At 60.3% G+C, this 24,713-nt stretch carries 18 protein-coding genes; 9 read left to right on the forward strand and 9 right to left on the reverse strand.

The genetic code is table 11. From position 1 onward, the window contains the following. Positions 1-39: 39 nt before the first annotated feature. Genes AR456_RS17945 through AR456_RS17955 form a run of 3 tightly spaced genes read right to left on the reverse strand, consistent with a single transcriptional unit; the run spans position 40 to position 5,290 of the window. A complete protein-coding gene (locus AR456_RS17945) occupies positions 40-1,452 on the reverse strand; it encodes a DNA recombination protein RmuC (RefSeq protein ID WP_021817934.1) in 1,413 nt (470 codons plus the stop codon). Between the two features lies 1 nt (position 1,453). Continuing rightward, positions 1,454-2,920, reverse strand: coding sequence for an aminoacyl-histidine dipeptidase (locus AR456_RS17950; RefSeq protein WP_021817933.1), 1,467 nt, complete (start codon positions 2,918-2,920; stop codon positions 1,454-1,456). Between the two features lie 45 nt (positions 2,921-2,965). Further along, positions 2,966-5,290: a GNAT family N-acetyltransferase gene (locus AR456_RS17955; protein WP_081694605.1), complete on the reverse strand. Its 2,325-nt coding sequence runs from the start codon at positions 5,288-5,290 to the stop codon at positions 2,966-2,968. Positions 5,291-5,607: 317 nt separating this feature from the next. On the opposite strand from AR456_RS17955, the gene dctP reads away from it, so the two are divergent. The 3 genes from dctP (at position 5,608) to AR456_RS17970 (ending at position 8,707) form a co-directional block, all read left to right on the forward strand. Beyond that, positions 5,608-6,729 (forward strand): TRAP transporter substrate-binding protein DctP, encoded by a 1,122-nt coding sequence (gene dctP / locus AR456_RS17960; protein ID WP_021817931.1) that lies wholly within the window; start codon positions 5,608-5,610, stop codon positions 6,727-6,729. Between the two features lie 92 nt (positions 6,730-6,821). After that, positions 6,822-7,340, forward strand: a complete 519-nt coding sequence (locus AR456_RS17965) for a TRAP transporter small permease subunit (protein ID WP_021817930.1) — start codon at positions 6,822-6,824, stop codon at positions 7,338-7,340. Next, the gene (locus AR456_RS17970; RefSeq protein ID WP_021817929.1) at positions 7,337-8,707 is read left to right on the forward strand and encodes a TRAP transporter large permease; all 1,371 of its coding nucleotides are present in this window, start codon (positions 7,337-7,339) and stop codon (positions 8,705-8,707) included. Before AR456_RS17965 ends, AR456_RS17970 begins: the two co-directional genes overlap by 4 nt. A 109-nt stretch (positions 8,708-8,816) precedes the next feature. On the opposite strand, the gene AR456_RS17975 is transcribed toward AR456_RS17970, so the two are convergent. The 3 genes from AR456_RS17975 to AR456_RS17985 all read right to left on the reverse strand — a co-directional run bounded on the left by AR456_RS17975 (position 8,817) and on the right by AR456_RS17985 (position 13,849). Beyond that, positions 8,817-11,909 (reverse strand): efflux RND transporter permease subunit, encoded by a 3,093-nt coding sequence (locus AR456_RS17975; RefSeq protein WP_021817928.1) that lies wholly within the window; start codon positions 11,907-11,909, stop codon positions 8,817-8,819. Between the two features lie 165 nt (positions 11,910-12,074). Beyond that, positions 12,075-13,184 carry an efflux RND transporter periplasmic adaptor subunit gene (locus tag AR456_RS17980; RefSeq protein ID WP_021817927.1) on the reverse strand — a complete coding sequence of 370 codons (1,110 nt, stop codon included), beginning with the start codon at positions 13,182-13,184 and terminating at the stop codon, positions 12,075-12,077. A gap of 59 nt (positions 13,185-13,243) precedes the next feature. Then, the gene (locus AR456_RS17985; protein WP_021817926.1) at positions 13,244-13,849 is read right to left on the reverse strand and encodes a TetR/AcrR family transcriptional regulator; all 606 of its coding nucleotides are present in this window, start codon (positions 13,847-13,849) and stop codon (positions 13,244-13,246) included. A 225-nt stretch (positions 13,850-14,074) separates the two neighbouring features. Between AR456_RS17985 and AR456_RS17990 the strand changes: the two genes are divergently transcribed. Next, complete coding sequence (locus tag AR456_RS17990) at positions 14,075-15,685, forward strand: ABC transporter permease (protein WP_236995584.1); 1,611 nt, start codon at positions 14,075-14,077, stop codon at positions 15,683-15,685. Positions 15,686-15,690: 5 nt separating this feature from the next. Here AR456_RS17990 and AR456_RS17995 read toward each other — a convergent pair whose 3' ends face one another. Further along, positions 15,691-16,797: an ABC transporter ATP-binding protein gene (locus AR456_RS17995; protein ID WP_021817924.1), complete on the reverse strand. Its 1,107-nt coding sequence runs from the start codon at positions 16,795-16,797 to the stop codon at positions 15,691-15,693. Positions 16,798-17,056: 259 nt separating this feature from the next. Here AR456_RS17995 and AR456_RS18000 point away from each other — a divergent pair, with 259 nt between their 5' ends. Then, positions 17,057-18,076: a Fe(3+) ABC transporter substrate-binding protein gene (locus AR456_RS18000; protein WP_021817923.1), complete on the forward strand. Its 1,020-nt coding sequence runs from the start codon at positions 17,057-17,059 to the stop codon at positions 18,074-18,076. A 93-nt stretch (positions 18,077-18,169) separates the two neighbouring features. Here the strand turns inward: AR456_RS18000 and AR456_RS18005 are convergent, their stop codons facing one another. After that, complete coding sequence (locus tag AR456_RS18005; protein ID WP_021817922.1) at positions 18,170-19,093, reverse strand: LysR family transcriptional regulator; 924 nt, start codon at positions 19,091-19,093, stop codon at positions 18,170-18,172. Positions 19,094-19,277: 184 nt separating this feature from the next. On the opposite strand from AR456_RS18005, the gene AR456_RS18010 reads away from it, so the two are divergent. Genes AR456_RS18010 through AR456_RS18020 form a run of 3 tightly spaced genes read left to right on the forward strand, consistent with a single transcriptional unit; the run spans position 19,278 to position 22,785 of the window. After that, entirely contained in the window at positions 19,278-20,639 is a 1,362-nt protein-coding gene (locus AR456_RS18010) for a uracil-xanthine permease family protein (RefSeq protein ID WP_021817921.1), read from the forward strand. Beyond that, positions 20,639-22,075 carry an amidohydrolase family protein gene (locus AR456_RS18015; RefSeq protein WP_021817920.1) on the forward strand — a complete coding sequence of 479 codons (1,437 nt, stop codon included), beginning with the start codon at positions 20,639-20,641 and terminating at the stop codon, positions 22,073-22,075. Before AR456_RS18010 ends, AR456_RS18015 begins: the two co-directional genes overlap by 1 nt. Further along, on the forward strand, positions 22,072-22,785 hold the full coding sequence (locus AR456_RS18020; RefSeq protein WP_021817919.1) for a sulfite exporter TauE/SafE family protein: 714 nt from the start codon (positions 22,072-22,074) through the stop codon (positions 22,783-22,785). Before AR456_RS18015 ends, AR456_RS18020 begins: the two co-directional genes overlap by 4 nt. 116 nt (positions 22,786-22,901) lie before the next feature. Here AR456_RS18020 and AR456_RS18025 read toward each other — a convergent pair whose 3' ends face one another. After that, a complete protein-coding gene (locus tag AR456_RS18025; RefSeq protein WP_021817918.1) occupies positions 22,902-23,459 on the reverse strand; it encodes a hypothetical protein in 558 nt (185 codons plus the stop codon). Positions 23,460-23,635: 176 nt separating this feature from the next. On the opposite strand from AR456_RS18025, the gene AR456_RS18030 reads away from it, so the two are divergent. Further along, entirely contained in the window at positions 23,636-24,685 is a 1,050-nt protein-coding gene (locus AR456_RS18030) for a sodium:calcium antiporter (RefSeq protein ID WP_021817917.1), read from the forward strand. Positions 24,686-24,713 lie beyond the last annotated feature (28 nt).

A 24,713-nucleotide genomic window follows, 5' to 3' on the forward strand; every position in this document is an offset into this window, starting at 1 on the left:
GGACCGTATGGGTAAAAGGGGTAAGCTGTCTGCCGGCGGTCAGTCCTGATCCGGTCCAGTAAGGCCATTGTCCTCGGCATTGCGCCGCAGTTCATCGGGCAAGGGCTTCTTCATGCGTGCTCCCAGTCGCTCCAGCTCCATGGCCTGCGCGACCAGGCTACCCTGCCCTCGCGACAGACGGTTCATGGCCTGGTGATGGCTATCACGAGCCCGTTCGAGGTGCTTGCCGACATCCTCGATACTGGTGACGAAGCCTGAGAACTTGGCCAGCAGCCGCTCCGCTCGGGCGACGATGATGCGTGCGTTCTCGTTCTGGCGCTCCATGCTCCACAGACCCGATACGGTCCTCAGACTGGCAAGCAGCGTGGTGGGGGTCACCACCACCACCTGACGGTCGAAGGCTTCCTGAAACAGCGAGGGATCACGCTCGAAGGCAGCGGCAAACGCCGGCTCCACCGGGATGAACAGGAACACGAAATCAGGAGAGTTCAAACCGGGCAGTGCCGGATAATCACGCGCCGCCAGACCACGGATATGGCTGCGCAATGACTGCAGGTGCGCGGCCATGGCGGTTTCCCGCTCCACGTCATCCTCGGCATTGACCACTCGCGTCCAGGCCGTCAACGAGACCTTGGCATCGATGATCAGATGACGATCCTCCGGCAGATAGATCACCGCGTCGGGGCGCTGGCGTCCGCTATCGCCATCGATCGACACTTCACGTCGGTATTCGATATCGCGCCGCAGGCCACTGCGTTCGAGCACGGTCTCGAGCATCAGCTCTCCCCAGCCGCCCTGAGCTTTCTGATCGCCCTTGAGCGCGCGTGCCAACCCGGCAGCCTCGTCACCAAGGCGTGCATTGAGGTTGGCCAGTTGCTCGATCTGCGACTTGAGCGAGATACTGTCGCGACTCTGCTGACCGCTCAGTTCCTCGACGCGCCGACGGAAATGATCAACCTGCTCGCGGAACGGCTGCAGCAACGACTCGATGCCTTCGCGGCTCTGCGCCTGCCAGTTCTGTTGACGTTCCTCGAAGATCTGCCCCGCCAACTGGCGGAACTCGCTCTTGAGCCGTTCCCGTGACTCCTCGATCAGCGCCAGCTGCTCACGATGGCGCTCGCTCAGTTGGGAGCGTTCAGTTTCGAGCCGCGCATTGTGCTCGCGGGCATCACCCAGCCGTTGGCGCAGCTCTTCCAACGACGACTGGAGCGCCTGGGCCTGCTCACGGCTGGCATCGAGTTGCGAGTCACTGACGGTCAGTTCCTGTTCCAGCTGGCGCGTCAGTGTCTCGCGGTCACGGGCAAGGGAGCGCTGCTGCTCGACCTCCGTCAACGCGTGGCGCAGTCGCTTGTACGTGAACAACAATGCACCAGCCATCAACAGCAGCCCAACAGCAAGCGCCAGGCTTAGCGGCTCACTGACGATGCGTTCAACGTACTGTAATGGTGTCACATCAGCTCCGTGCGTCGGCGAGGTCGCGAATCAACACCCGCAATAGCCCGTAGAACTCGGCCACCGAAGCGATCTCGACACGCTCATCCGGCGAGTGGGCGCCACGAATCAGCGGGCCAAAGGAGATCATCTCAAGATGAGGATACTTGCCACCCAGAATGCCGCACTCAAGGCCGGCGTGAATCACCTTGATCTCCGGATCGGCATCGAGACGCTCGCGATGCAGCGCGCAGAAACGTTTGAGCAGATTGCTGTCAGGCTGAGGCGTCCAGCCGGGGTAGCCATTCTCGACTCGAGTTTGCGCACCAATCAGTTCGAACAGGGCACGGAAACGTTCGGCCATGTCCTGAGTGGCACTATCTCGCAGCGAACGAACCAGAGCGCAGAGGTGGAAGCGGCCCTTGTCGAGACTGACCACTCCGAGGTTATTGGAGGTTTCGACCACCCCGGGGACCTCGACACTCATCCGCTCCACACCACAGGGAGCGGCGTGCAGCGCCGCCACCAGCAGGTGGGTAGCATGTCGCGATAATGCCTGATCCGGCATCGCTTCAGCCCGATCCAGCGTGAGCGCCAGGCCATCGTCGATTCCGGTCAATTCCTTACGCATGACCTGCTGCAGTGCCTCGACACGAGACTCCGCAGCCGACACCTCGGCCTCAGGCAAGGCCAACACTGCAAAGGCCTCACGGGGCAGGGCATTGCGTAATGTACCGCCACGGTACTCGACCAGCCGTACATGGCAATCTTCCAGCGTACGCAGCGCACGAACCAGCAAGCGGTTGGCATTACCCAGCCCCTTGTGAATATCGATCCCGGAGTGTCCGCCACGCAATCCGGTCAAGCTCAGGACCAGTGCGACTTCATCCTCAACCAGCGGCTCCTCGGGCAACATGGCTTCCACCTTGACGTCCGCGCCACCGGCACAGCCGATATACACCTGCCCGCGATCCTCTGAGTCGAGATTGAGCAGCAGCGAACCCTGCAACCAATCTTCGGCCAGATTCAGCGCGCCTCCCATCGATGTCTCTTCTTCGAGTGTGAACAGCGCTTCGATGGGACCATGCTCGATATCGTCCTCTTCAAGGATCGCCAGCGCCGCGGCAACGCCCAGACCATTGTCAGCACCAAGCGTAGTGTGGCGTGCCGTCAACCAACCATCACGAATCTCGGTTTCAATCGGGTCGCGGGTGAAGTCGTGCGGATGGTCGGCGTTGGCCTGGGCAACCATATCGAGGTGCCCCTGCAGGATCACCCCTGGCGCATCCTCGTGGCCGGAGGTTGCGGACTTGCGGATGCGCAGATTACCGAAGGCATCACGGTCATGAGCCAGCCCTCTGGCATCGGCCCATTGCTCCAGCTTGCCGACCAGTTCGGCTTCATGGCCCGAAGGGCGCGGTGTATTGCAGAGTGTACGGAAATGTCGCCATACCACCGTTGGTGCCAGGGTTTCGAGGTGCGCGTTCATGTCAGGTTCTTCCAGATCTGGCTGTGCAGGAATGATGCTGGCACTCTACCCTCGCCGGCTGTTCGAGGAAAGCTCAGAGACCACCCTCAACAGCCGCTCAGCCCTGCCACGCAGCCAGTGTTTGACTTGTGCTCGACCACTGAGCGCCAGCCCCCGAGCCAATTGTGCCTCGCTGCGGCCCTGGAATGCCCAGGCGCTCAGCCAGGCGTCCTCAACTTCCAACATTCCCACCCCGGAAGCGACATGTATCAGCTGCTGGATGGCCGGGCGTACCAGGGCCAGGTCGCGATGCCCAGTCGTGACATCGTCAAGATCCGCCTGATCGAGGTCATCGAGTGCATCCCGACCAGCACAAGCGCACAACAGCGCCAGTACCATGCTTGGTGCCAGTTCGCGGAGTTCAAAGGCCAGCAAACGCGGAAGAAGGCGTCTAAAACGCCTTTCGAGACGTTCCAGCTGCATGGCTCCTCGCTCGGTACAGGCCTTGAGTACCATCAATGCATGCTCACCCGTCGCGGTTTCTCGCGTCAGTCCCAGGCGCACCACGCGATACCCCTGGCTACGCCAGAAGGCCAACAACTCGGCATCACCACCAAAACTGGCACCCAGCAGGTCCATACCATCGGCGCAGGCCTGCTGGAACGCGGCCTCCAGCAACTGTGATCCCGCTCCCTGACGTCGCACACCGGGATGCACCGCAACCCGGGTAATACGGCGCACGCGCGCCGTGAGGGCCCCGGGTTCACCGGCATGTACCGCCAGCGATTGCGCCAGAAGATGACCTCGTGGACGGCGTCGGCCACAGGCGACCTGCTCCGCCAACGCGGTATCGAAGCCTCCTTCATCACCCCATACCACAACGCCTGCCGGGGCAGACGGTGAACCCAGCGTCATCAGTGCGCCTTCGGGGGCATCCAGCAACGCCCGCAGGTCCGCCGGAGTCGTTCGGTAGTGCGCCTGAACCAACAAACCGAAGATGCCCCGCAACGCGGGTTCATCGGTAGCGAGATTCGCGCGGTCAACGAGTGTCGTCTGTGTGGACGGCCTGGGTGTGTCGACCAGATCGGCATCCAGCATCAGCAGTTGGGTTATCGCCTCTTCCAGCGGGTCGCCGACAGCCCAGCGAATCGGTGACTCCATCTTCAAACTGCGCCACTGTGGCGTCAGCGTATCGAGACGGCGGCGGAAACGCAGAGCAAAACCGCGGCCCGAGCCCTCATAACCATGCTCGGTGGTGGCAAAGGCTATGCGCGGAAAGGCTTCCAGCCATTCCCCAAGTAGTGCCGCCGGGATCGCCGCCGCCTCATCGACCAGCAACAGGCTTCCCGGCCCGCCTGCTTCCCCCTCGGCAACCTGCGCCGAAAGTGCATCAGCTGCCACAAAGCGCAACACGCCGCCTGCCGTTTCCACGCGATTGACTGATCTCATCGCCGCCGGGCGAAGTCTCACGCAGTGTTCAAATACCGCTTCCACTGCTGCCGGACGCGGCGCCGTCAGTAGAATCTGCACCGGTTCACCACGCTGTTCGGCCTCGGCCAGCATGTGCCCGCAGGCAATACCCAGCGACGCCGACTTGCCACGTCCACGGTCGGCTGTCAGTACCAGCGGCCGACGACGGCGCAGCCGCACCAGTTGTGCCACGGCGGTGGCCTGATCTTCTGTCAGGCAATCGTCATACATCGCTGTCTCACCATCGCAGCCCGGCGGCTTGTCAGGCGCCAGTTCAGGTACCTCAAGGGCATGCCCTGGTCGCCAGCGAGCAATACCATCCATGCTCTGCAACAGGTGATGGCAGCGTGCCAGATAATGACTCGTCAGTTGTGGCACGCGCCAGGGCCAGGCCGCGAGGCGTTGATAATCAGCATCGGCCACGCTCCCGCCATCATCGGCGGTCAGCAGTACCAGAAGGCCTCCCGCAACCACGGTACCCGCCACCGCCCCCAGCGCATCCGGGTCCAGCCCCGCGTCGGGGCCGACAGCATCGATAATCACCAGCTCGTGTTCTGCCCCCAGTCGTGTCCGTGCCTGGCCGCTACTCAGAAAAGTGATGGTTGATTGGTCAAGCCCCGAGTCAGCCCCAGCGAATTCTGCGGTCTCCGCTCCCCCAGCTTCTCGCTTTTCGACTTCTGGTTTTTCAACTTCTCGCTTTTCAACTTCTGGTTTCTCGACTGCTGACTTTTCGACCGCGGTTTTGCCAATCCATAGCGGCGAGCACCAGTCACGCGAGGCCAGTAGATCCTGCGCGGCGCGGCGCGCCTCGGAGACATCACCTGTTATCCACACCAGTCCGCGCCAGCGACGTGCCGCCAACAGACTCCGCCAGGCATTGAGCCGAGCAATGGCTCGAGACGGTAACAAGGCTGACATCATGGCACTCCCAATGGATCAACTTTGGTCTAACAAAACACGTCATTAAACGCAGATCAGCTTTTTGCGATGCAACACAGTGTATCGATAAAACCTGTTGATTTAGTTGATATAAAAGAATTTTGCCAGTGTGATGAGCTCTGTGCATATGCACCATAAATCCCTTTGACTCACCTGCGCAAAGCATCGAACAAGTTGTCAGGCCCATGCTAGCTTGAGGGAACCATTCCCCCTTGCCTACCCGGCGAGGGTGCCTCGAGCAGTATTCCCACGGGACTGATCGTCCCGAGTATCACAACAACCAGAATGGAGCTATCTGCATGAAGCAAACGACCAAGTTTACCCTGAGCGGGCTGGCCACCGGCATTGCCGTCGCTTCCCTCTCCGCGTCCCTCTCCACTACGGCCATGGCTCAGGAACGCTGGACCATGACCTCGACCTGGCCGGATAACCTCGATCTGATCCAGATCGACCGCCACTGGGCAGAGCTGGTCAACCAACTGGCAGGCGATGAGATAACCATCGACTTTCATGCCGGTGGCACGCTGATGCCCGGCACCGAGGTATTCGATGCCACCGAGACCGGGGCCATTCAAGCGGCTGGCGACTGGCCCGGCTACTGGGCGGGACGCAGCCCGGCCTTCTCGCCGCTGGCCACTACCACCAGCCTGTTCAACGGCGTCGACTACCTGAATTGGATCAACCAGTGGGGCGGCTTCGACCTCTATCAGGAGGTCTACGGCGAGTACAACATGGTCTATCTGCCTTATGGGATCACCAATAACGAATCCGGCTTCCGTGGCGGCACACCAATCGAGAGTCTCGCCGATCTGGAAGGCAAACGTCTGCGCCTCTCCGGGCGTGACCAGGGCCGGGTGCTCGAGCAGTTGGGTGGCTCTCAGGTAACGCTGGCCGGTGGCGAGATCTACCAGGCCATCGAGCGTGGCGTGGTCGACGGTGCCGAGTTCTCTACTCCCGGCGTTGATTACAAGGCCGGTTTCGGAGAGGTCGCTGACTACTGGATGACGCCAGGCTGGCACCAGTCGGCCAGTGTCTTCGGCGTGATGATCAACAAGGATTCATGGGACTCGCTGTCGCCGGAAACCCAGGAAAAGCTGAAGATCGCTGCCCAGGCCACCATGACCTGGTCCCTGGCATGGTCCGAGAAGCAGTCCACCGAAGGTACCGAGAAGTTCCTGGCTGACGGCACCACCATCAACCAGCTGTCTGAGGAAGACCTCGCACGCATTCAGGAAATCACCAATGAAGTGATCGTGCAGGGTGCCTGTGAAGACCCCATGCACGCCAAGGTCTACCACTCAATGATCAGCTACCTCGAGAACTACGCCCAATGGCGCGATATTTCGGTGCCCTACAACATGAGCCGAGTCACCGATAATCTGCCGTCTCTGGAAGACATCGAGGCTTGTATGGGCGAGTAGATCTCGCCTGATCATTCCTTGAGTTGCCGACGACGCCCCCATATAAAGTCGCGTCGTCGGCTTTCATTGCTCTCCCCATGAGACTTGCCACCATGAATGCCATTGCCAAGGCCATCGACTGCCTGAATGAGTGGTTCGGCCGTTTGATCGCCCCGCTGATCGCGGTCATCACCCTTGTGGTGGTCTATGACATCGCGATGCGATTCTTCCTCGGTCGCCCCAGCGACTGGGCTTTCGATGTCACCACCATGCTGTTCGGTACTCACTTCATGCTGATGACCGCCTATGGTATGCGCCATCACGCGCATGTCGAGGTCGATGTATTGAAGCGCCTGCTGTCGCGCCGAGGCCAGGCGCTGGTCGAGCTGCTCGGTTATCTGCTGTTCTTCACACCATTCATCATCATGCTGCTGATCTACAGCTGGACGTTCTTCGAGCGCTCCTGGAGTCGTTCGGAATCCACCTACGGAATTGTGTCGATCCCGGTCTACCCGGTGAAGGCAGTGCTGGTCATCGCAGCAGTGCTGATTCTGCTACAGGCCCTTGCCATCGTTATCCGCACCTTCAGCGAGTTACGCCACGATGAACCGCCCGCGGAGGACGCTGCATGATCTCCAGTATCCTGTCGTCGATCAGTCATTCGCTGACGCCTGAACTACTCACCATATTCATGTTCGCGGGCCTGCTGATTGGCCTGTTCATGGGCCACCCGCTAGCCTTTGTGCTGGGCGGCACCGCGGTACTCGCCGCCTGCCTGGGCCCGGGTTCCAATGTGCTAGGCATCATCATCAACAACATCTATGGCCGCGCCATGGATAACTATGTACTGGTGGCTATTCCGCTGTTCATTCTGATGGCGCGTTTTCTGAATGACTCCGGGGTCACCGAGCGCATGTTCCAGGCGATGCGTCTGTTGCTGGGTCGTGTCCGTGGTGGCCTGGCGCTCACCGTAGTTATTGTCTCAGTGCTGCTGGCAGCGACCACCGGTATTGTCGGTGCCTCTATCGCCGTGATGGGTCTGATCGCCCTGGCTCCGATGCTCAAGTACGGCTATCACAAGGGCCTTTCCGCGGGTGTCATCATGGCCAGTGGCTGCCTGGGCATACTGATTCCACCCAGTATCATGCTGATCCTGATGGCCAGTTACTCTCCGGTCTCGGTCGGCGCGCTGTTCGCTGGAGCTCTGATCCCCGGCCTGATGCTGGGCGCCATGTATGCGCTCTACGTGCTGGTCATCTGCCTGATCAAGCCGGAATACGGCCCGCCAGTGGGAGCCGAGGAACGTGCGGACACCTCTACCGGTGAGTTGCTGCTGATGCTCGCCAAGTATGTACTGCCGCCCATGAGTTTGATCCTCGGCGTTCTCGGTGCGCTCTTTACCGGTATCGCCACGGCGACTGAAGCCTCCGCGATCGGCGTCACCATCGCCTTTGTGCTGTTCCTGATCTTCGGTGATCGCAAGCTGTCGACCTGCTACAACACCTTCCTCGAAGCGAGCAAGACCACTACCATGGTGATGTTCGTACTGGTCGGGGCTACCGCCTTCACCGGGGTGTTCTCGATTGGTGGCGGTACCGAAGTCATCAGTGACCTGGTACTGGCGATTCCAGGCGGCACCCTCGGGGCCCTGCTGCTGATGTTCCTGCTGGTATTCGTACTGGGCATGTTCCTCGACTGGACCGGTATTGTGCTGCTGAGCTTCCCGATCATGCTACCGATCATCGAGATCATGGGCGTCGACACGCTGTGGTTTGTGGTGATGGTCGCGGTGGTGCTGCAGACCTCTTTCCTGACGCCACCATTCGGCTATGCACTGTTCTATCTCAAGGGCGTAGCCCCGCCCGAGGTGCAGACATTGGATCTGTACAAGGCGGTGATACCATTCTGCCTGTTGATCATGCTCACCTGCGCGCTGCTGGCCTGGTTCCCGTGGCTGATCACCGGGTTGCCGCAGATGATGGTCGGCTACGGAGGCTAGTCACCTTGCCGCAGCCGGCCTTGCGACAACAGCGGTAGTCACCACAACAGCAAACCCCGCCAATCCGGCGGGGTTTGCTGTTGTGGACGACGAACCAGGACAACGAACACTATCTGCTGCGATGACTCCCATCACCAGCGGGTGCGAGCTCACTGGCCGGTATCCGCATCAGGGTACAGAAGACCACCGGCAGCACCACCAGCGTCAGTAGCGTGGCCACACCGAGACCAAAGATGATCACCACCGCCATGCTGGCAAAGAAGGCATCGGTCAGCAGTGGCAACATCCCGAGCATGGTAGTCACCGCGGCCATCGCTACCGGACGCACACGACTGACGGCCGCCTGCACCACGGCGTCGAAGCGATTCTGATCGGTGCGCAATTGCACATTGATTTCCTCGACCAACACGATGGCATTCTTGAGTACCATGCCGATCAAGCTCAGCGTGCCGAGCAATGCCATAAAGGTAAAGGGCGCCCCGATCAGCACCAGGCCACCGACAATACCGATCATCATCAGCGGTACGATCGACCAGATCGATAGTGCCTGGCGCAGGTTGCCAAACAACAGCACAGTGATGATGAACATCCCCAGCAGTCCCATCGGCAAAGACGACAACAGCGCGCTCTGGGCATCACTGGCGGTTTCATATTCGCCACCCCACTCGATGTGGTATCCCGACGGCAATGGCAACGCATCGACCCTGGGGCGAATACGCGCCAGCACACTGGCGGCAGTCTCACCGGAGAGCGGCATCGGCTCGGCATAGACTGCCATCATGCGTTGACGATCGCGGCGTTTGATCAGCGGGTCACGCAGCTCGACATTCGGTTCCGCGAGCACATTGGCGGCACTGACATAGCGACCCTGCTCCTCGCTCCAGACATTGATTGCCCCGAGATTGTCGATGTCATAACGCTGGTCCTCACGAGAACGCATCACAATCGGTATCAGATCGCTGCCTTCGCGATAGACTCCTACGCGTTCGCCATCGTTGTTGAGCAGTAGCGCCTGATGCAGCGCATCGCGAGTCACACCGACACGACGCGCCTGCTCATCGAGAAACTCGGGCACCATGACACTCTCACGGTTGCTCCAGGAAAGACGCACGCCATCCGCCATCGGCTCAGCATGAAAGATGTCACGCACCTCGGCCCCCAGACGACGTAACGTATCGGCATCCGGGCCATAGATACGCGTCTCGAGACTGGCCTTGGCGGAAGGGCCGACCTGAAGCGCCTTGACCTTGTACTGGATCTGCGGATATTGCTGACGCAGCGCCGTAATGACGTCCGCCATTCGCGCCGAACGCGACTCTTGATCCGTGGTCTCGACGATCAACTGTCCATAGGACGCGTAACGATCCTCCGGCGCGTAGGTCAGCGTAAAGCGTTGTGCGCCACCACCGACCACACTGGTGACGCGGGTCACGTCCTGCATGGCCAGCACCTGCTGTTCCAGCTCGGCGGCGATACGCTCGGTCTCGAGAATATCAGTGCCCTCCGGTAACCACAGATCAGCGAAGAACAACGGTGTGGTCGCGTCGGGGAAAAAGGCGTTCTTGACCTGACCACCCAGCGACAGCACGCCGATCAACAGCAGCACAGCCAGCCCCAGTGTCAGGTAACGCAGGCGAATGGCCAGACGCAGCAGTGAGCGAAAGGCCCGGTAAATCACGCCTCGGTAGGGGTCGACGGGCTCGACATCACTCGCCTCACCACCTTCGCTGTCCTTGCGATAGACCAGATCGAAAAAGAAAGGCGTCAGCGTCAGAGCAGTAATCCAGCTGAGAAACAGCGAGTAGCACAGTACCCAGAACAACGAGCCGATGAACTCGCCGGTAGCATCCGGCGACAGACCGATCGGTGCGAAAGCGGTGATCGCGATCACCGTGGCACCCAGCAGCGGCAACCGGTTCTGCCCGACCACCTCAAGCGCTGCCTGGCGCTTGGTTCGGCCTCGCTGCAGACCGATCATCATGCCCTCGGTAACCACGATGGCATTGTCGACCAGCATCCCCAGCGCAATGATCAACGCGCCCAGCGATATCTTCTGCAGTTGGATGCCATGTATCGACATCATGATGAAGGTACCGAGAATCGTCAGCAGCAGCACCAGCCCCATCAACAATCCGCTGCGCACCCCCATGAACACCAGCAGGACGATGATGACGATGGCCACGGCTTCGGCAAGATTGATCAGGAAGCCATTGACCGCCTCCTCGACCACCTCCGGCTGGTGGTAGACCGTGGTCAACTCCATGCCCAGCGGCATTCGCGGTTCGAGCTCGGCCAGACGCTGCTCGACGCGTTCACCGACCTCGACGACATTGACGCCGGCGGCGAAGGACACGCCGATCGACAACGCCGGCCGGCCATCAGCGTGATAGAGCAGTTGCGGACTGTCGCTGAAGCGACGTTCGACTTCGGCAATATCGCCGAGGCGAATCAGGCCATTGCCCGGGCGCCCGATCACCAGTTGCTCGAGGGCCTCGACACTCTTGAACTCACCGCTGGGCTGGATGGACAACGACAGGCCATCCAGCCTGATATGGCCAGCATCCGCGACCACATTCTGAGCATTGAGCAGGTTCGCCAGTTGCTCGGGCGACACCCCCAGTGCTCTCATGCGATCGCGATCAAGCAGCACCACCACTTCCTCGTCACGGGTGCCGCCAATCGCGACCTTGTTGACGCCCTCGACCAGCCGCAACTCACGCTGCAGCAAATCAGCATGATCCTCGATATCACGCTGGCTGTACCCTTCACCGCTCAGAGTCAGCAGCAGGCCGAACACATCACCGAAGTCATCGTTGACGATCGAAGCCCCCGCGCCAGGTGGCAACGCTGCCTGGGCGTCATTGATCTTGCGCCGCAGACGATCCCAATATTGATCGAGCTCGAATTCACGGACCTTGTCATCCAGTTCGACGATGATCTGTGACAGCCCATCGGAGCTGACCGAGGTGACATTATCGAGATTCGGTATCTGCTGGATGGCCTTTTCCAGCGTCAGAGTGACCTCTTCTTCCACCTGTTCAGGCGTGGCGCCGGGGTACTGGGTGGTGATGACCGCGTTGCGGATGGTGAACTCTGGGAACTCCAGCTGGCCGAGCCCGAGGAAACTCACCATGCCTCCCACTGCCAGCAACAGTGTCACCATCCAACTGATCACTTTCTGGCGCAGGAAATAGTCGACCATGCCAGTGCTCCTTCAACCTGATATTTTCCTGTTCAGTCAGCCCTGAGACGGCTCACTGCGAGGCGTTTTCTCGATGACATGGTGGTGCCATGCCGAGAGGGAACAACGAAGTAATGGGCCGACGCCAGGCTGACCCGAAGGGCGCCATGCAGGCATGAAGGAGCACTACAGCCCCTCTTCCTTGCGCCACGGCTGGACACGAGTGTCCTCTCGCAGCGCCTGGCTACCCGCTGCCACCAGTCGATCTCCCACGGCGAGATCGCCCTCAACGAGAATGCCCTGCCCGGTGATCCTACCCGGTGTCACTGCAACGGGTTCCACCTGTCCCGGGGACCTCGGATCCGAGGAGTCATCGGGAATATAACGCCAGACAAGAGCCTGATCCGGTGCCTCATTGCGGGCCGTAACTGCCGTCACCGGCACTCGCCAGGGGCGTACCTGCTCGCCTGTCAGTGCCTGGATATCCATCAATACCGTAGCGCTCATGCCGGACAGCACGGTGATATCATCCGGTTCCGGCAACGTCAGTGTGACCTCATAACTCAACGAGCCCTCACTGACACTACTGTCATGCTCGCGGTAATGCGCCGGATAGCGCCGGCCGTCATTGGAAAACTCGATCCACACTACCTCGGTGCCACTTTCACGCACCTCTTCAGCCCGCTGTTTGTCGATGCGCCGCACCTGCTGTTCCGGTAGCTGGAAGGTCACATCAATCGAGCCCGGCTGCTGCAGCACGGCGACAGTCTGCTGGGCACCCACCACCTGGTAGTTGTCCACCGGCACACTGGCAATCACGCCATCGAATGGCGCACGCAGTACGGTATAGCTGAGCTGATCCTCGGCCTGGGCGAGGTTGGCTTGTGCCGATAGATACTCGGCACGCGCTTCGTCGTAACGTGAGCGGCTGATGGCGTTCCGCTCCAGCGAGACACGCATACGTTCATGGGTCGCCGCTGCCAGCTCGAAGCTCGAACGCGCGTTATTCACCTGGCTGCGGGCATCACGTTGATCGAGTCTGGCGATTACGTCACCAGCCTGTACTTCATCCCCCGCATTGACGGCCAACTCCTGAAGCTCGCCGCCTACACGAAAAGACAGGTCTGAGCGCTCGGAGGCCTTCACTTCCCCCGGATAGCGCAACAGGCTCGCTTCACCGCCAGCATCCAGCGTTATCAGCTTGACCGGAAACACCTGCTGCTTCTCCAGCGGCGGGGCTGCTTCACTGCAGCCCGCCAGGCTTACGCTGGCCAGGGAGATGATGACCAGACTCATCAGCCCCCATAGGCCCTGTCTTCGTATAGCAGCCACAAGAGACACTGGATGGAAAGCGGTCATGGCGTGGACTCCGGAGATGAAGCTCGATGATCGAGGGCCACGGCATCCCAGGCCATGGCGAAGGCCATATCGATGTTGGCGCGACTCGGCGAGAAGGGATGGCAGCCGCGGCTCTGCACCAGATGGTGAATCGGACGAAACAGGAAGGCTTCCAACAGCGACAGCTCCACCGACTTGATCACACCCTGCCGTTGCCCCTCCGCCACGGCATCGAGCAAGGGAGCCAGACGCTGATCATTGCGCTGGGTCAGCTCATCCGTCATCCAGGCCGAGTGGCTGAACATATCGTGGAAACGAAACAGCCGGGGCGACTCCACCGCAACCTCGAACAGCGCCACCCATACGCGGCGCAACTGTTCACGCAGACCGAGACGGGAATCGACCTGCTCAATAGCGGTATCGATCAACCGATCACAGACATCGAGGAAAGTGGCAATCAGCAGCGCATCCTTGTCGGCGTGATAGATATAGACCGTCCCCGGCGAGACTCCCGCGCGACGCGCAATCATCGCCACAGACGTCGCCGAGAAGCCCTGTTCGGTCACCAGTTCCAGCGTTGCCTCGAGCAGTGCAAGGCGTTTGTTGTCGTCGCGTTGGCGCATGCAGTCTCACCCTGAAAAGTCTCCATGAAAAATAAATGAACAGTCATTCATTTTCAATACCCAGTTTCAGCGTCAGGCGTCTCAACGACGTGCCCGGCAATGACTTGCTATCATCAGAAGCCCGCAGCGTCGCACCAACTGTTGTCAGGAGTTCACCGGTTGACCACATCCACAACTTCCACGGCCCGTTCCCGCGCGCGCCGCACGCTATCCGGCTGGACCTGGCTGACCTTTGTCGTCGCTGCCGTAGTCGCGCTGCCTGTGCTGGTGATCCTGAGCTATCTACTGGTGCCGTCCGCCGAGGTATGGCAACACCTGGCCAGCACGGTCCTGCCGCGTTACCTGAGCAATACACTGATACTGGTTGCATGTGTCGGCCTGGGTACGCTGTTGATCGGCACCGGGACCGCGTGGCTGGTGGTGATGTGTCGCTTTCCCGGCAAGCGCCTTTTCGAGTGGGCGATGCTGCTGCCGCTGGCAGTACCTACCTATGTCATCGCCTACGCCTATACCGATTTCCTGCAGTACTCCGGCCCCTTGCAGAGCGCACTACGCGAACTGTTCGGCTGGACTCGTCATGACTACTTGTTTCCGGATGTTCGTTCGCTGTCTGGCGCCGCAGTACTGATCACGCTGGTCCTCTACCCCTATGTGTATATGCTGGCCCGCGCGGCGTTTCTCGAGCAGTCGGTATGCATGCTGGATGTCGGGCGTACGCTGGGGCGCGGTCCGTGGCAAATGTTCCGTCAGGTCGCGGTGCCACTGGCCAGGCCAGCATTGGTCGGCGGCGTCTCACTGGCGCTGATGGAAACTCTCAACGAATTCGGCGCGGTGCAGTACTTCGGTGTCGATACCTTCACCACCGGCATCTACCGCACCTGGTTCGGCCTCGGCGAGCAGGTTGCTGCCGCACAGTTGGCGGCCTGTCTGCTGGCATTGGTCATGGTGCTGGTACTGCTGGAACGTTGGTCTCGCGGCCAGCGCCGCTATCACCATACTTCTCATCGCTATCAGCAACTGCCCGAGTATCAATTGCGCGGCTGGCGAGCCAGCCTTGCCACCCTCGCCTGCGCCCTGCCGGTGATAATCGGCTTTGTACTGCCGTGCTTGATTCTCGGCGAGATGGCCCTGCGCAAGGGTGACTCGGTGCTTGGCAGCAACTTCCTCAGTTTCGCTGGCAACAGCCTGCTGTTAGCAGTGGCCGCCTCACTGGTGGCGGTCGCCATGGCAGTGATCCTCAGCTACGGAGCCAGGTTGCAGCCGGGAGTCTGGACACGCACCGCGACCCGTATTGCCTCACTGGGCTATGCCATCCCCGGCTCGGTGGTAGCCGTCGGTATCCTGATTCCCTTTGCCTGGCTCGATGGACAGATCAACCATTTCTACAAGGGATATAGTGGAGAGGTGCTGGGCCTGGTCTTCAGCGGCACCGCCTTTATCCTGATCTACGCCTATGTCGCGCGCTTCCTGGCGGTATCGTTCAATGCAGTAGAAGCCAGCCTTGGCAAGGTGACGCCATCCATGGATGCCGCGGCACGTACTCTGGGAGAAACCGCCACCGGCACGCTACGCAAGGTACATACCCCGATCATGCGCGGCAGCCTGATGGCGGCGGCGATTCTGGTATTTGTCGATGTCATGAAGGAACTGCCGGCGACGATCATCCTGCGTCCCTTCAACTTCGACACCCTCGCCGTACGCGCACACAATCTGGCCGCCGACGAACGCCTTGCCGAAGCCTCCACGGCCTCACTGACCATCGTCGCCGTAGGTATCGTGCCGGTGATCCTGTTGAGCCTTGCCATGCGCCGTTCGCGCCCCGGGCAGGCAAGGTAACGGGATCAAGGTGTCGCGGGAAAGACAAATGCCTGAGCGGGATCGAGACTGATCTGTACCGGCTGATCCTGCTCAGGAAGGAACACGCCGGGCATCCGTGCGTGCAGGTGAGCCTGTTGGCCATCCATACCATGCGCGCACAGGTGCAGCAGACTGCTGCGCCCCAGCAGACGTGCCATCAACACATGGCTGTGATGTTCATGTGTCTCTCGACTGGCGATCTCTACCACCCGCAATGCCTCGGGCCTGACCAACACTTGAACCTGACTACCTTCCGGCAGGTGGGTAGGCACGGGACCAACCACGGTATGCACATAGCCGTTGCTCACCAGTCCCTCGAGCCGATTGACCTCTCCGAAGAACGTCACCACGAAGGGATCCATGGGTCGGCAGTAGAGTTCCTGAGGGGTACCGGCCTGAACCACCTGTCCATCGCGCATCAGCACGATACGATCAGCCATGAACATGGCTTCTTCCGGATCGTGGGTGACCAGCAGCGCTCCGGCTCCAACCTTCTTGAGCACGTGCAGGGTGTCATCACGAATACGGTCGCGCAGCCGAGCGTCCAGGCTCGAGAAAGGTTCATCCAGTAGCATCAGCTGCGGCGAGGGAGCCAGGGCTCTCGCCAGAGCGACACGTTGCTGCTGCCCGCCGGACAAGGTATGCGGGAAGGATGCGGCATAATCCTGCATGCCCAGCTGCTCCAGCAACTCCCGTGCTCGAGTCCGGCGCTGACTGCCGGGCAACTGCTGCAGACCGAAAGTGACATTGTCGATCACGCTCAAGTGAGGGAACAACGCTGACTCCTGGAATGCCAGACCCACACTGCGCCGCTCCGGTGGAACATGCGCCTTGCCGCTCGCCGCCAACAGCTCGCCATCGAAGCTCAACTGCCCCTGCTGAATGACCTCCAGACCGGCGACAATTCGCAGCAGCGTGGTCTTGCCACAGCCGGATGGCCCGAGCAGACAGACCACTTCCCCCGGCGCGATATCAAAGGATACGCCAGACACCGCTGTCTGATCGGAGTAATGATGGCTGAGATCACGAACCTCGAGGAGCTTGCGAGCAGCGGCATTCGAAGTCGGCGAGGGAACGGCGGGATGCAGCATGGACAAGACATTGGCTCCTGCAGGCGTTGACCAGTGAATCTCGTGGCGTGCCCATGTTACCGCGCTCAAGCATGAGATGCGCCAGGCTTGCGCGAGTGTAGCGTTGACAGCTTCGCACTTCCGGCACTCCACCAGCATTCTGTGCAGCTTCAATTCAACACTAATGACACTTATTATCAAACGCTAGTGATTTTATATACTGTCCCTGCGCCATTCCAACTACGGAATCATTATCTCCAACGACAAGTCGAGGTTATCCATGCGCCATCTCTCCGCAATTGCTTCTGCAGTAGTGCTGGCCAGCGCCAGTACTGCCGCTCTTGCCGACGGCAGTGTCAATGTTTATTCCGCGCGCCACTATGACTCCGACCAGGCACTCTATGATGCGTTTTCCGAGGAAACCGGCATTGAGGTCAACGTCCTGCAGGGTGACTCCGATCAGTTGATCGAACGCATCAAGCGTGAAGGTGAGGCCAGCCCCGCCGATGTCATGATCACCGTCGATGCCGGGCGTCTCTGGCGTGCCGAGCAGGAAGGTATCTTTGCCCCGGTCGACTCGGAGCTTCTCAACGAGCGCCTGCCAGCCAACATGCGCCATCCGGAAGGCAAATGGTTCGGCTTCAGCCAACGCGCTCGAGTGTTCTTCTACAATCCGGACACCATTGACCCGGAACAGATCGCCACCTACGAATCGCTGGCCGACCCTGCTCTCGAGGGCAAGATCTGCATTCGTTCATCCAACAATATCTACAACCAGTCACTGCTGGCGTCGATGATCGAGCATCATGGTGAGGACGGCGCTGAAGAGTGGGCCCAGGGCGTGGTCAACAACCTGGCTCGTGATCCCGAAGGCGGTGACCGCGATCAGATCAAGGGCGTCGCCTCTGGTGAGTGCGACGTGGCGGTGGGCAACCACTACTACTACGCGCGCATGCTGAAGGGCGATGATACAGCCGAGCGCGAGGCTGCCGAAGCTGTCGAGATTCTGTTCCCCAACCAGGACGACCGTGGCACCCATATCAACGTCGGTGGTGCAGGCCTGGTCGAAGGCGCACCCAACCACGACAACGCCGTAGCCTTCCTCGAGTTCCTCGCCTCCGATGAGGCCCAGCACCTGTTTGCCATCGGCAACCACGAGTTCCCGGTGGTCGAAGGCGCCGAACAGGATGAGTTGCTGGCGTCCTGGGGTGACTTCAAGAAGGACGAGATCAATGTCAATACCCTTGGCGAGAACAACCCCGAAGCGGTGAAGATCTTCGACCGCGTCGGCTGGCGCTGATCGCTCCACCATCCCTCAAGACACCAACGCCCCTGCCATTCGGCAGGGGCGTTGGTGTGATGCGCCCAAATACAACTCAGTTACCGCCCCATCTCATTTCTCCAACTGATCAAGCAGCGGCTGCTCTTCCACTGTCGCCAGCGCCTCGCTGAGCAACTCGGCAAAAATAGCCAGCGCCGGAGGCATCGAGCGCTCGCGCGCCACACAGATATCGATTCTGGCACCATGTATCGGGCGGTCTTTCAGTGGCCGGAACACCAGCTCGCCACGCTGCACTTCCCGAGCAACATCCAGCGGATTGAGAAAGGCGATGCCAAGGCCAGCACTGGCCAACGACTTGATGCTGAGTACGCGACTGCATTCAGCGAGAACGCGAAACTCCACCTGGTGATGTGCCAGTGCCTGCTCCAGCGTTGAGCCGCGAAACATATCGCTGTCCGGCAGGATAACCGGATATTCCGCACAGTCCTGCAATCGTACAGCGGGAAGTTCAGCCAACGGGTGATCCGCTGCCATCACCGCTCCGAAGCGAAAGGAGGCGCTGCGTAGCGTGCGAACACGAGGGTTGGGCGTGGGATTGACACAAATACCGATGTCCGACTCCCCCGAGACGATGCGCTCAATGATCGTGTCTGTCAGGCCCGTCAACAGCTGGAAGTGCACCTGTGGGTAACGTTCCCCGAAGCGCTGCATGACGTCAGGTAGTACGAGATCGGTCATCGACTCGACACTGGCAATACGAATCTCGGCACAGCCCGCCCCTCTGATATCCCCTAACACCCCGAGTATCTGGCGCTCGTCGCGCTGCCACTGACGCACCTGATACAGCAGCAGTTCGCCGGCAGACGACAACCGTAACCCTCGAGGCAAGCGTTCGAAGAGCGGAACGCCCAACTCCTCCTCAAGCTTGAGAATCTGTCGGTTGACGGCAGACGCCGCAACATGAAGACGTTCGGCGGCCTTGCGCAGCGATCCTTGCCGCGCCACCTCTTCGAAATAGCGCAGTGCGATGGTCATCAAAGGCACGGCCAATAACTCCTGTGTGTAGGCAGGAAAGGTTACTGTTGCCATAAAGGCAACGCCACAGACGAAAAACGATTATGGACCAGTACAGACTTTCAGCGCTAGCTTGCCAGGTAGTCTTGCTGACTCACCTCAGGTATTGCGCCTGAAATATCTACAACAACAAAGAGGTAACCCAATGTCCCAGTTGGACTCCGCTACCCCTGATCCCGTCGACGAGCGATTGCCCTGGCATACCGCCATGCTGTTTGGCTTTCAGCATGTGCTGGTGATGGCGGCCGCCCCGATTACCGCCGTATTCCTGGTCGGACAGGCCATGGGCTTCAGTACCGAAATTACCGTGCCGCTGATGAGTGCCACCTTTCTGGCCTGTGGTCTAGGAACTCTGCTGCAATCCTTCGGTCCCTGGGGCATAGGCGCCCGCCTGCCCTTTGTGCAGGTACCCGGTGGAGCTCCCATCGTAATCTTCCTGGCCATCGCCCAGGCGACGGACATGCAGACTGCCACCGGAGCAGTGATTCTCACCGGACTGTTCTACTTCCTCGCCCTGCCCTTCTTCACTCGCCTGTTGCGCTTCTTTCCTCCCATCGTGATCGGCACCATGCTGTTGCTGGTCGCAGTCAACCTGGTGAAGATTTTTGGCGGTCTGATTACCGGCAAGACCGATAGCCCTCAGTTTGCGGCAAGCTCGGATATTCTGCTGGCGCTGGCGACCATCGCCGCCATCGTGCTCTGCGCTCGCCTGTGCCGAGGCGTTCTACGCCGAATATCCGTAATGCTGGGGCTGATCATAGGAACCCTGATCGCGGCTGCCTGTGGCGCCATGGATATCAGTGGACTGAATAGCTCCACCTGGATTGCCTTGCCACAGCTGTTTCCCTTTGGCATGCCAAAGTTCGACATCATCGCTTCACTGCCGCTGATCATCTTCAGCGTGGTATCGATGACCGAAGCCACCGGGCAAACGCTGGCCACCGCCGAGATCGTCGGCAAGCAGGGCGATGCCCACGCGCTGGTGCCACGCAACATTCGCGCCGACGCCCTGGGCTCACTGTTCGGTGGGTGTCTGGGTACCTCACTGATCATCACCAGTGGTGAGAACATTGGCATCGTTCGCGCCACCGGCGTGCGCTCAAGGTATGTCACCGTGGCGGCCGGCATCCTGCTGATCATCATTGCTCTCATCGCCCCACTCGGACACTTCGCCGCCACCCTTCCCACACCCGTCGTGGCCGGCACAGCGGTAATCGTGTTCGCCATCATCGGTGCCATGGGCATCAATATCCTGCGCGGAGTGAACCTCAACGAGCACGGCAATCTGTACACCCTCGCCTCGGCGCTGGCCATGGGCCTGCTGCCCATCGTCGTCCCCGGTTTCTACTCCGACTTTCCCCAACATCTGCAGATCATTCTGGGCAATGGACTCGCCATGGGCACCCTGACCGCGGTACTGGTCAATATCCTGTTCCAGTGTGTAGGCCGCACCGCTTCACGTCGCCCCAGTCCCGTCACCGCCACAAACGACCAGGAACCCCGCTGATGCATGTCACCAGTTCATCCCCGACGCTCTCCGCCAGTCATTTCGACGCCGAGGAACTGCTGCTGTTACCCCGAGAAGTACTACTCGATGGACAAGCGGTGACTGGTATGGCCGTACATATCGTCGATGGCCGCTTCGCGACTATTGGCACGGTCACCGAATTGCGTGAGCGACTGCCACACCTGAAGGCGATTGAGCTGCCATCACACCTGTTGATGCCGGGCTTCATCGATAGCCATCACCACCTGACGCAATCGCTGGGCAAATCACTGGTATTTGGCGAACCTTCCGAGATCTTTCGCCGTATCTGGGTCCCGCTGGAATCCAGTCTCGACGAACGCATGCTATATCTCAGCGCCAGACTGGCTGCGCTAGAGGCATTACGCGGTGGCTTTACCACCGCGGTGGATGCAGGGACCCGCTCCGCCGGAGAGATGGACGCGCTGGCCAGGGCAGTCGAAGAAAGCGGCCTGCGCTGTGTGCTGGGTATGATCTGCAATGACCGGGGAGGTAGCGCCACCCGTCCTCCTCGTCAACAGATCATGGAGCGTGCCGAGTCACACTTCAGGCGCTGGGAGGGGTCGGCGCTGATCCATCCTTCATTGGCCATATCCATACCTGAAGCCGCCAGCGATGACATGCTCCACGATGCGTCGGCACTTTGTGCCGAGCATGGCGCTATTTTCCAGAGCCACGTCAATGAACACCTTCAGGCAGTAGAGCGTTCGCTGGTTGCACGCGGTCAGAGGCCCTTGCAACACCTGCACGCCGTAGGGGCGTTGGGGCCACAGACACTGATCGCCCATGCCACCCTGGTCACTCCCGATGAGCTGAACCTGCTGCGAGATACCGATACCGCTGTGGCATTCAACCCTGTCGCCAGCAGCTGGAAGGGCAACGCGGTGGCTCCGGCACTGCAGATGAGTGCCCTGGGGCTGCGCGTAGGACTGGGCACCGATGGTACACGCAGTGATGGCTTCCGCCTGATGGACGCTGCCGAGACCAGCCAACGCCTGACCGTCGGCCTGGCAACGGGCGACAGTTCCTGTGGCGGGGGTTGGCAGTGGCTCGATATGGCCACCTCCGCTGCCGCCGATGCAACGGGGCTGGGAACCGTATGTGGCCGCATCGCCGAAGGGCTCGCCGCGGATTTTCTGCTGATCAATCTCGATGTTCCTGAGATGACACCCAGCTGGGATCGCCCATGGGAACTGGTGCGCTACGGGAATCGTGATCAGATCGATGCGGTATTCACCGCGGGCAGAATGCGCCTGCTGCATGGCTGGCCCTGTGACTGGGATGCTCGAGCACTGTTGGCCGAAGTCCGGGAAACGGCAGCGGCAGCAATTTCCAGCGCACCGATTCAGCGCGTTCACCCGACCTCTCGGGAACATCGTGCCCAGTATCGCTCAGCCCATACCGAGGGCAGGCCATGATGGCACCGGTAACCTTTGCCATCGTGGCCTTGGCCACGGTGGTCGCTGCCTTCGTCCAGGGCGCCATTGGTATAGGGTTCGCGCTGATCGTTGCTCCGGTGATGGGACTGCTGGTACCTCAACTCCTGCCGGTGGCACTACTGGTGTTGATGTTGCCCCTCAACCTGTTTGTGGCACTCCGCGAACGCGATGCCATCGACTGGAAAGGCAGCGCCTGGATCAGTGTCGGGCGCCTACCCGGTACCCTGCTGGGACTTTGGGTATTACTGATCCTGAGCGCCGAGGGACTCAACCAGTTGATTGGCGCATCCACGGTATTGGCCGTACTGGCAGCGCTTTTTGCACCGGTGTTCCGCCCTGGTCCCGGCGCCTGCGTGTCAGTCGGCATGATCACCGGTGTCACCGAAACGGCAACTGGCGTGGGCGGGCCACCCCTGGCCTTGCTCTATCAACACCGCCCCGGACCGGAGCTGCGCTCAACCATCGCCTGCTGCTTTCTCGTCGGAGAACTGATCTCGCTGGTCATTCTGGCGGTGGCCGGCAAGGTCAGTGCAGAACAACTCTGGTGGGCATTGGCACTGGTTCCGCCATTGCTGGTCGGCAGCGTCGCCAGTCGCGTTGTACACCAACGCATTGATGCGCGGCGACTGCGCCAGGGCGTATTGCTGTTTGCGCTGGTTTCCGGAATCTTCCTGATGCTGCCGTGGTAATCAACGCCATCCGCTGTACAACTCATCAGACCTGGCGGCGCCGCACTACGACCATAAACCAGGGAGCCCACGCTGAATGGCGTGGGCCCCTGTGTGATCATCGCCATACCAACCCATTACGGTGTACCTGGACGCTCGCTGGTTGGATTCTCACTGGCTGGATTCTCACTAGGCAAGGGCGCAGCATCAGCTTCGTTCTGGAACACGCTCAATGCTCCCATGCGATGGCCACGATCATTGACGAAGGTTTCCAGACTGACAACCGCCTCGGTGCCAGCACGCTTGAACAGGATGCGGTCATCTGCCGATGTCGCAGCCCAATCGCTACCAAGACATTGGCCGAGGCCATCTCCACCCACCGCCAACGCGCCGCGTGGATCCTCGGTCTGGATACGCCCGAAGCACACGTAGTGATCGGGACGCTTGCTCGAGGTGATCACACAGGCGTTATCGAAGGCCTGCACATCAGTGTCCCAGCTACGCGTCAGGCGCGTATCGTTGAAGCGCCCCTTGATATCCTCGAAGCCGTTTGCGGAACTGGCGACGGCCTGATCCAGTGCGGCGCAGTCGAACAGCTCAGCCGCACGCTCCGGAGTGCCGGTGGCAACACACCCCGCCAGGCTCAACACACCCGCCGTGGCCAGACTGGCCCTGATGAAGATTCCCCGTGTCATATCCTTGTCTCCGACCGATAGCCGTGTGCGTCACGACCTTGATGACATTGCCAGATTGACACCATAGCATCTGCCGAGCTGCCACAGTAGTTCACCGCGCGCACGATGACGCTGCGGTTGCATCGTCATCCACTCCAGCTACTCTGGTGGAAGCGCTCATCGACCAAGGTCAAGGAATGCCGACGATTCTACTCTGGACTGCTGTCACCCTTATTGCCACTGGAGTGATATGGAAAGGCAGTGGCCTGCTGGAGAACGCGAGCCAACGTCTGTCGGCCTACTATCGGCTACCGGAAATCGTGCAGGGCGCTGTCGTCGTGGCCATAGGCTCCAGCTTTCCCGAGCTGTCCACCACGGTGATATCAACCCTGGTCCATGGCGAGTTCGAACTGGGTGTTGCCGCCATCGTCGGCTCAGCGTTGTTCAATATCATGATCATTCCCGCGCTCAGCGGGCTAGCGTCACGAACACCACTGCAGGCCAACCGTGATCTGGTCTACAAGGAAGCCCAGTTCTACATGATCGCGGTCGCAGTACTGACCCTGACCTTTGCCTTCGCGGTCATCTATTACCCGGTCAGCGATCCATCGATGGGCGGTGCCATTCAGGGTGAAATGACACGCTGGCTGGCTCTGATTCCTGTCGCCCTCTACGGGCTCTACCTGTTCGTTCAGTATCAGGACACCATGGATCACGAGTCCGATGAAGATATCAGCGATATTCGCCCGGGCCGTGAATGGTTGCGGTTGCTGCTGTCACTGTTGATCATCGTTGCTGGGGTCGAAGGGTTGGTACAGGCGGCACTCAACTTCGGCGAGATATTCAACACGCCCAGCTTCCTGTGGGGGATTACGGTGGTCGCGGCAGGCACTTCGGTTCCCGATGCCTTCGTGTCCATTCGCGCCGCGCGTCACGGACGCGGTGTCACCAGCATCGCCAATGTGCTGGGCAGCAATACCTTTGACCTGCTGGTCTGCATCCCTGCCGGTGTGTTGATTGCCGGTGTCGCCGTGATCAACTTTTCGGTTGCTGCGCCGATGATGGCCGCGCTGACCTTCGCCACCATCATGCTGTTCCTGATGATGCGTACCCAGATGACGCTGTCGCGCGTAGAGTCCGTCATTCTGCTGCTGGTGTATGGGCTTTTCCTGGTCTGGATCAGCCTGGAAACCTTCGGTGTCATCGATAGCGTGCCACATCTACCGCCCGTCAAGGCAGGAGCCTAGTCCAGGCGGGAATCGGTCCCGAGCTCGA

The organism is Halomonas huangheensis (assembly GCF_001431725.1).
Lineage (GTDB): Bacteria > Pseudomonadota > Gammaproteobacteria > Pseudomonadales > Halomonadaceae > Halomonas > Halomonas huangheensis.

Coding starts and splice junctions, on each gene's coding strand:
- AR456_RS18015 (WP_021817920.1), top strand. CDS start 20,639: ATGCATGTCACCAGTTCATCCCCGACGCTCTCCGCCAGTCATTTCGAC.
- AR456_RS18025 (WP_021817918.1), bottom strand. CDS start 23,459: ATGACACGGGGAATCTTCATCAGGGCCAGTCTGGCCACGGCGGGTGTG.
- AR456_RS17970 (WP_021817929.1), top strand. CDS start 7,337: ATGATCTCCAGTATCCTGTCGTCGATCAGTCATTCGCTGACGCCTGAA.
- AR456_RS18030 (WP_021817917.1), top strand. CDS start 23,636: ATGCCGACGATTCTACTCTGGACTGCTGTCACCCTTATTGCCACTGGA.
- AR456_RS17995 (WP_021817924.1), bottom strand. CDS start 16,797: ATGCTGCATCCCGCCGTTCCCTCGCCGACTTCGAATGCCGCTGCTCGC.
- AR456_RS17955 (WP_081694605.1), bottom strand. CDS start 5,290: ATGATGTCAGCCTTGTTACCGTCTCGAGCCATTGCTCGGCTCAATGCC.
- AR456_RS17965 (WP_021817930.1), top strand. CDS start 6,822: ATGAATGCCATTGCCAAGGCCATCGACTGCCTGAATGAGTGGTTCGGC.
- AR456_RS17975 (WP_021817928.1), bottom strand. CDS start 11,909: ATGGTCGACTATTTCCTGCGCCAGAAAGTGATCAGTTGGATGGTGACA.
- AR456_RS17985 (WP_021817926.1), bottom strand. CDS start 13,849: ATGCGCCAACGCGACGACAACAAACGCCTTGCACTGCTCGAGGCAACG.
- AR456_RS18000 (WP_021817923.1), top strand. CDS start 17,057: ATGCGCCATCTCTCCGCAATTGCTTCTGCAGTAGTGCTGGCCAGCGCC.
- AR456_RS18010 (WP_021817921.1), top strand. CDS start 19,278: ATGTCCCAGTTGGACTCCGCTACCCCTGATCCCGTCGACGAGCGATTG.
- AR456_RS18020 (WP_021817919.1), top strand. CDS start 22,072: ATGATGGCACCGGTAACCTTTGCCATCGTGGCCTTGGCCACGGTGGTC.
- dctP (WP_021817931.1), top strand. CDS start 5,608: ATGAAGCAAACGACCAAGTTTACCCTGAGCGGGCTGGCCACCGGCATT.
- AR456_RS17950 (WP_021817933.1), bottom strand. CDS start 2,920: ATGAACGCGCACCTCGAAACCCTGGCACCAACGGTGGTATGGCGACAT.
- AR456_RS18005 (WP_021817922.1), bottom strand. CDS start 19,093: ATGACCATCGCACTGCGCTATTTCGAAGAGGTGGCGCGGCAAGGATCG.
- AR456_RS17980 (WP_021817927.1), bottom strand. CDS start 13,184: ATGAGTCTGGTCATCATCTCCCTGGCCAGCGTAAGCCTGGCGGGCTGC.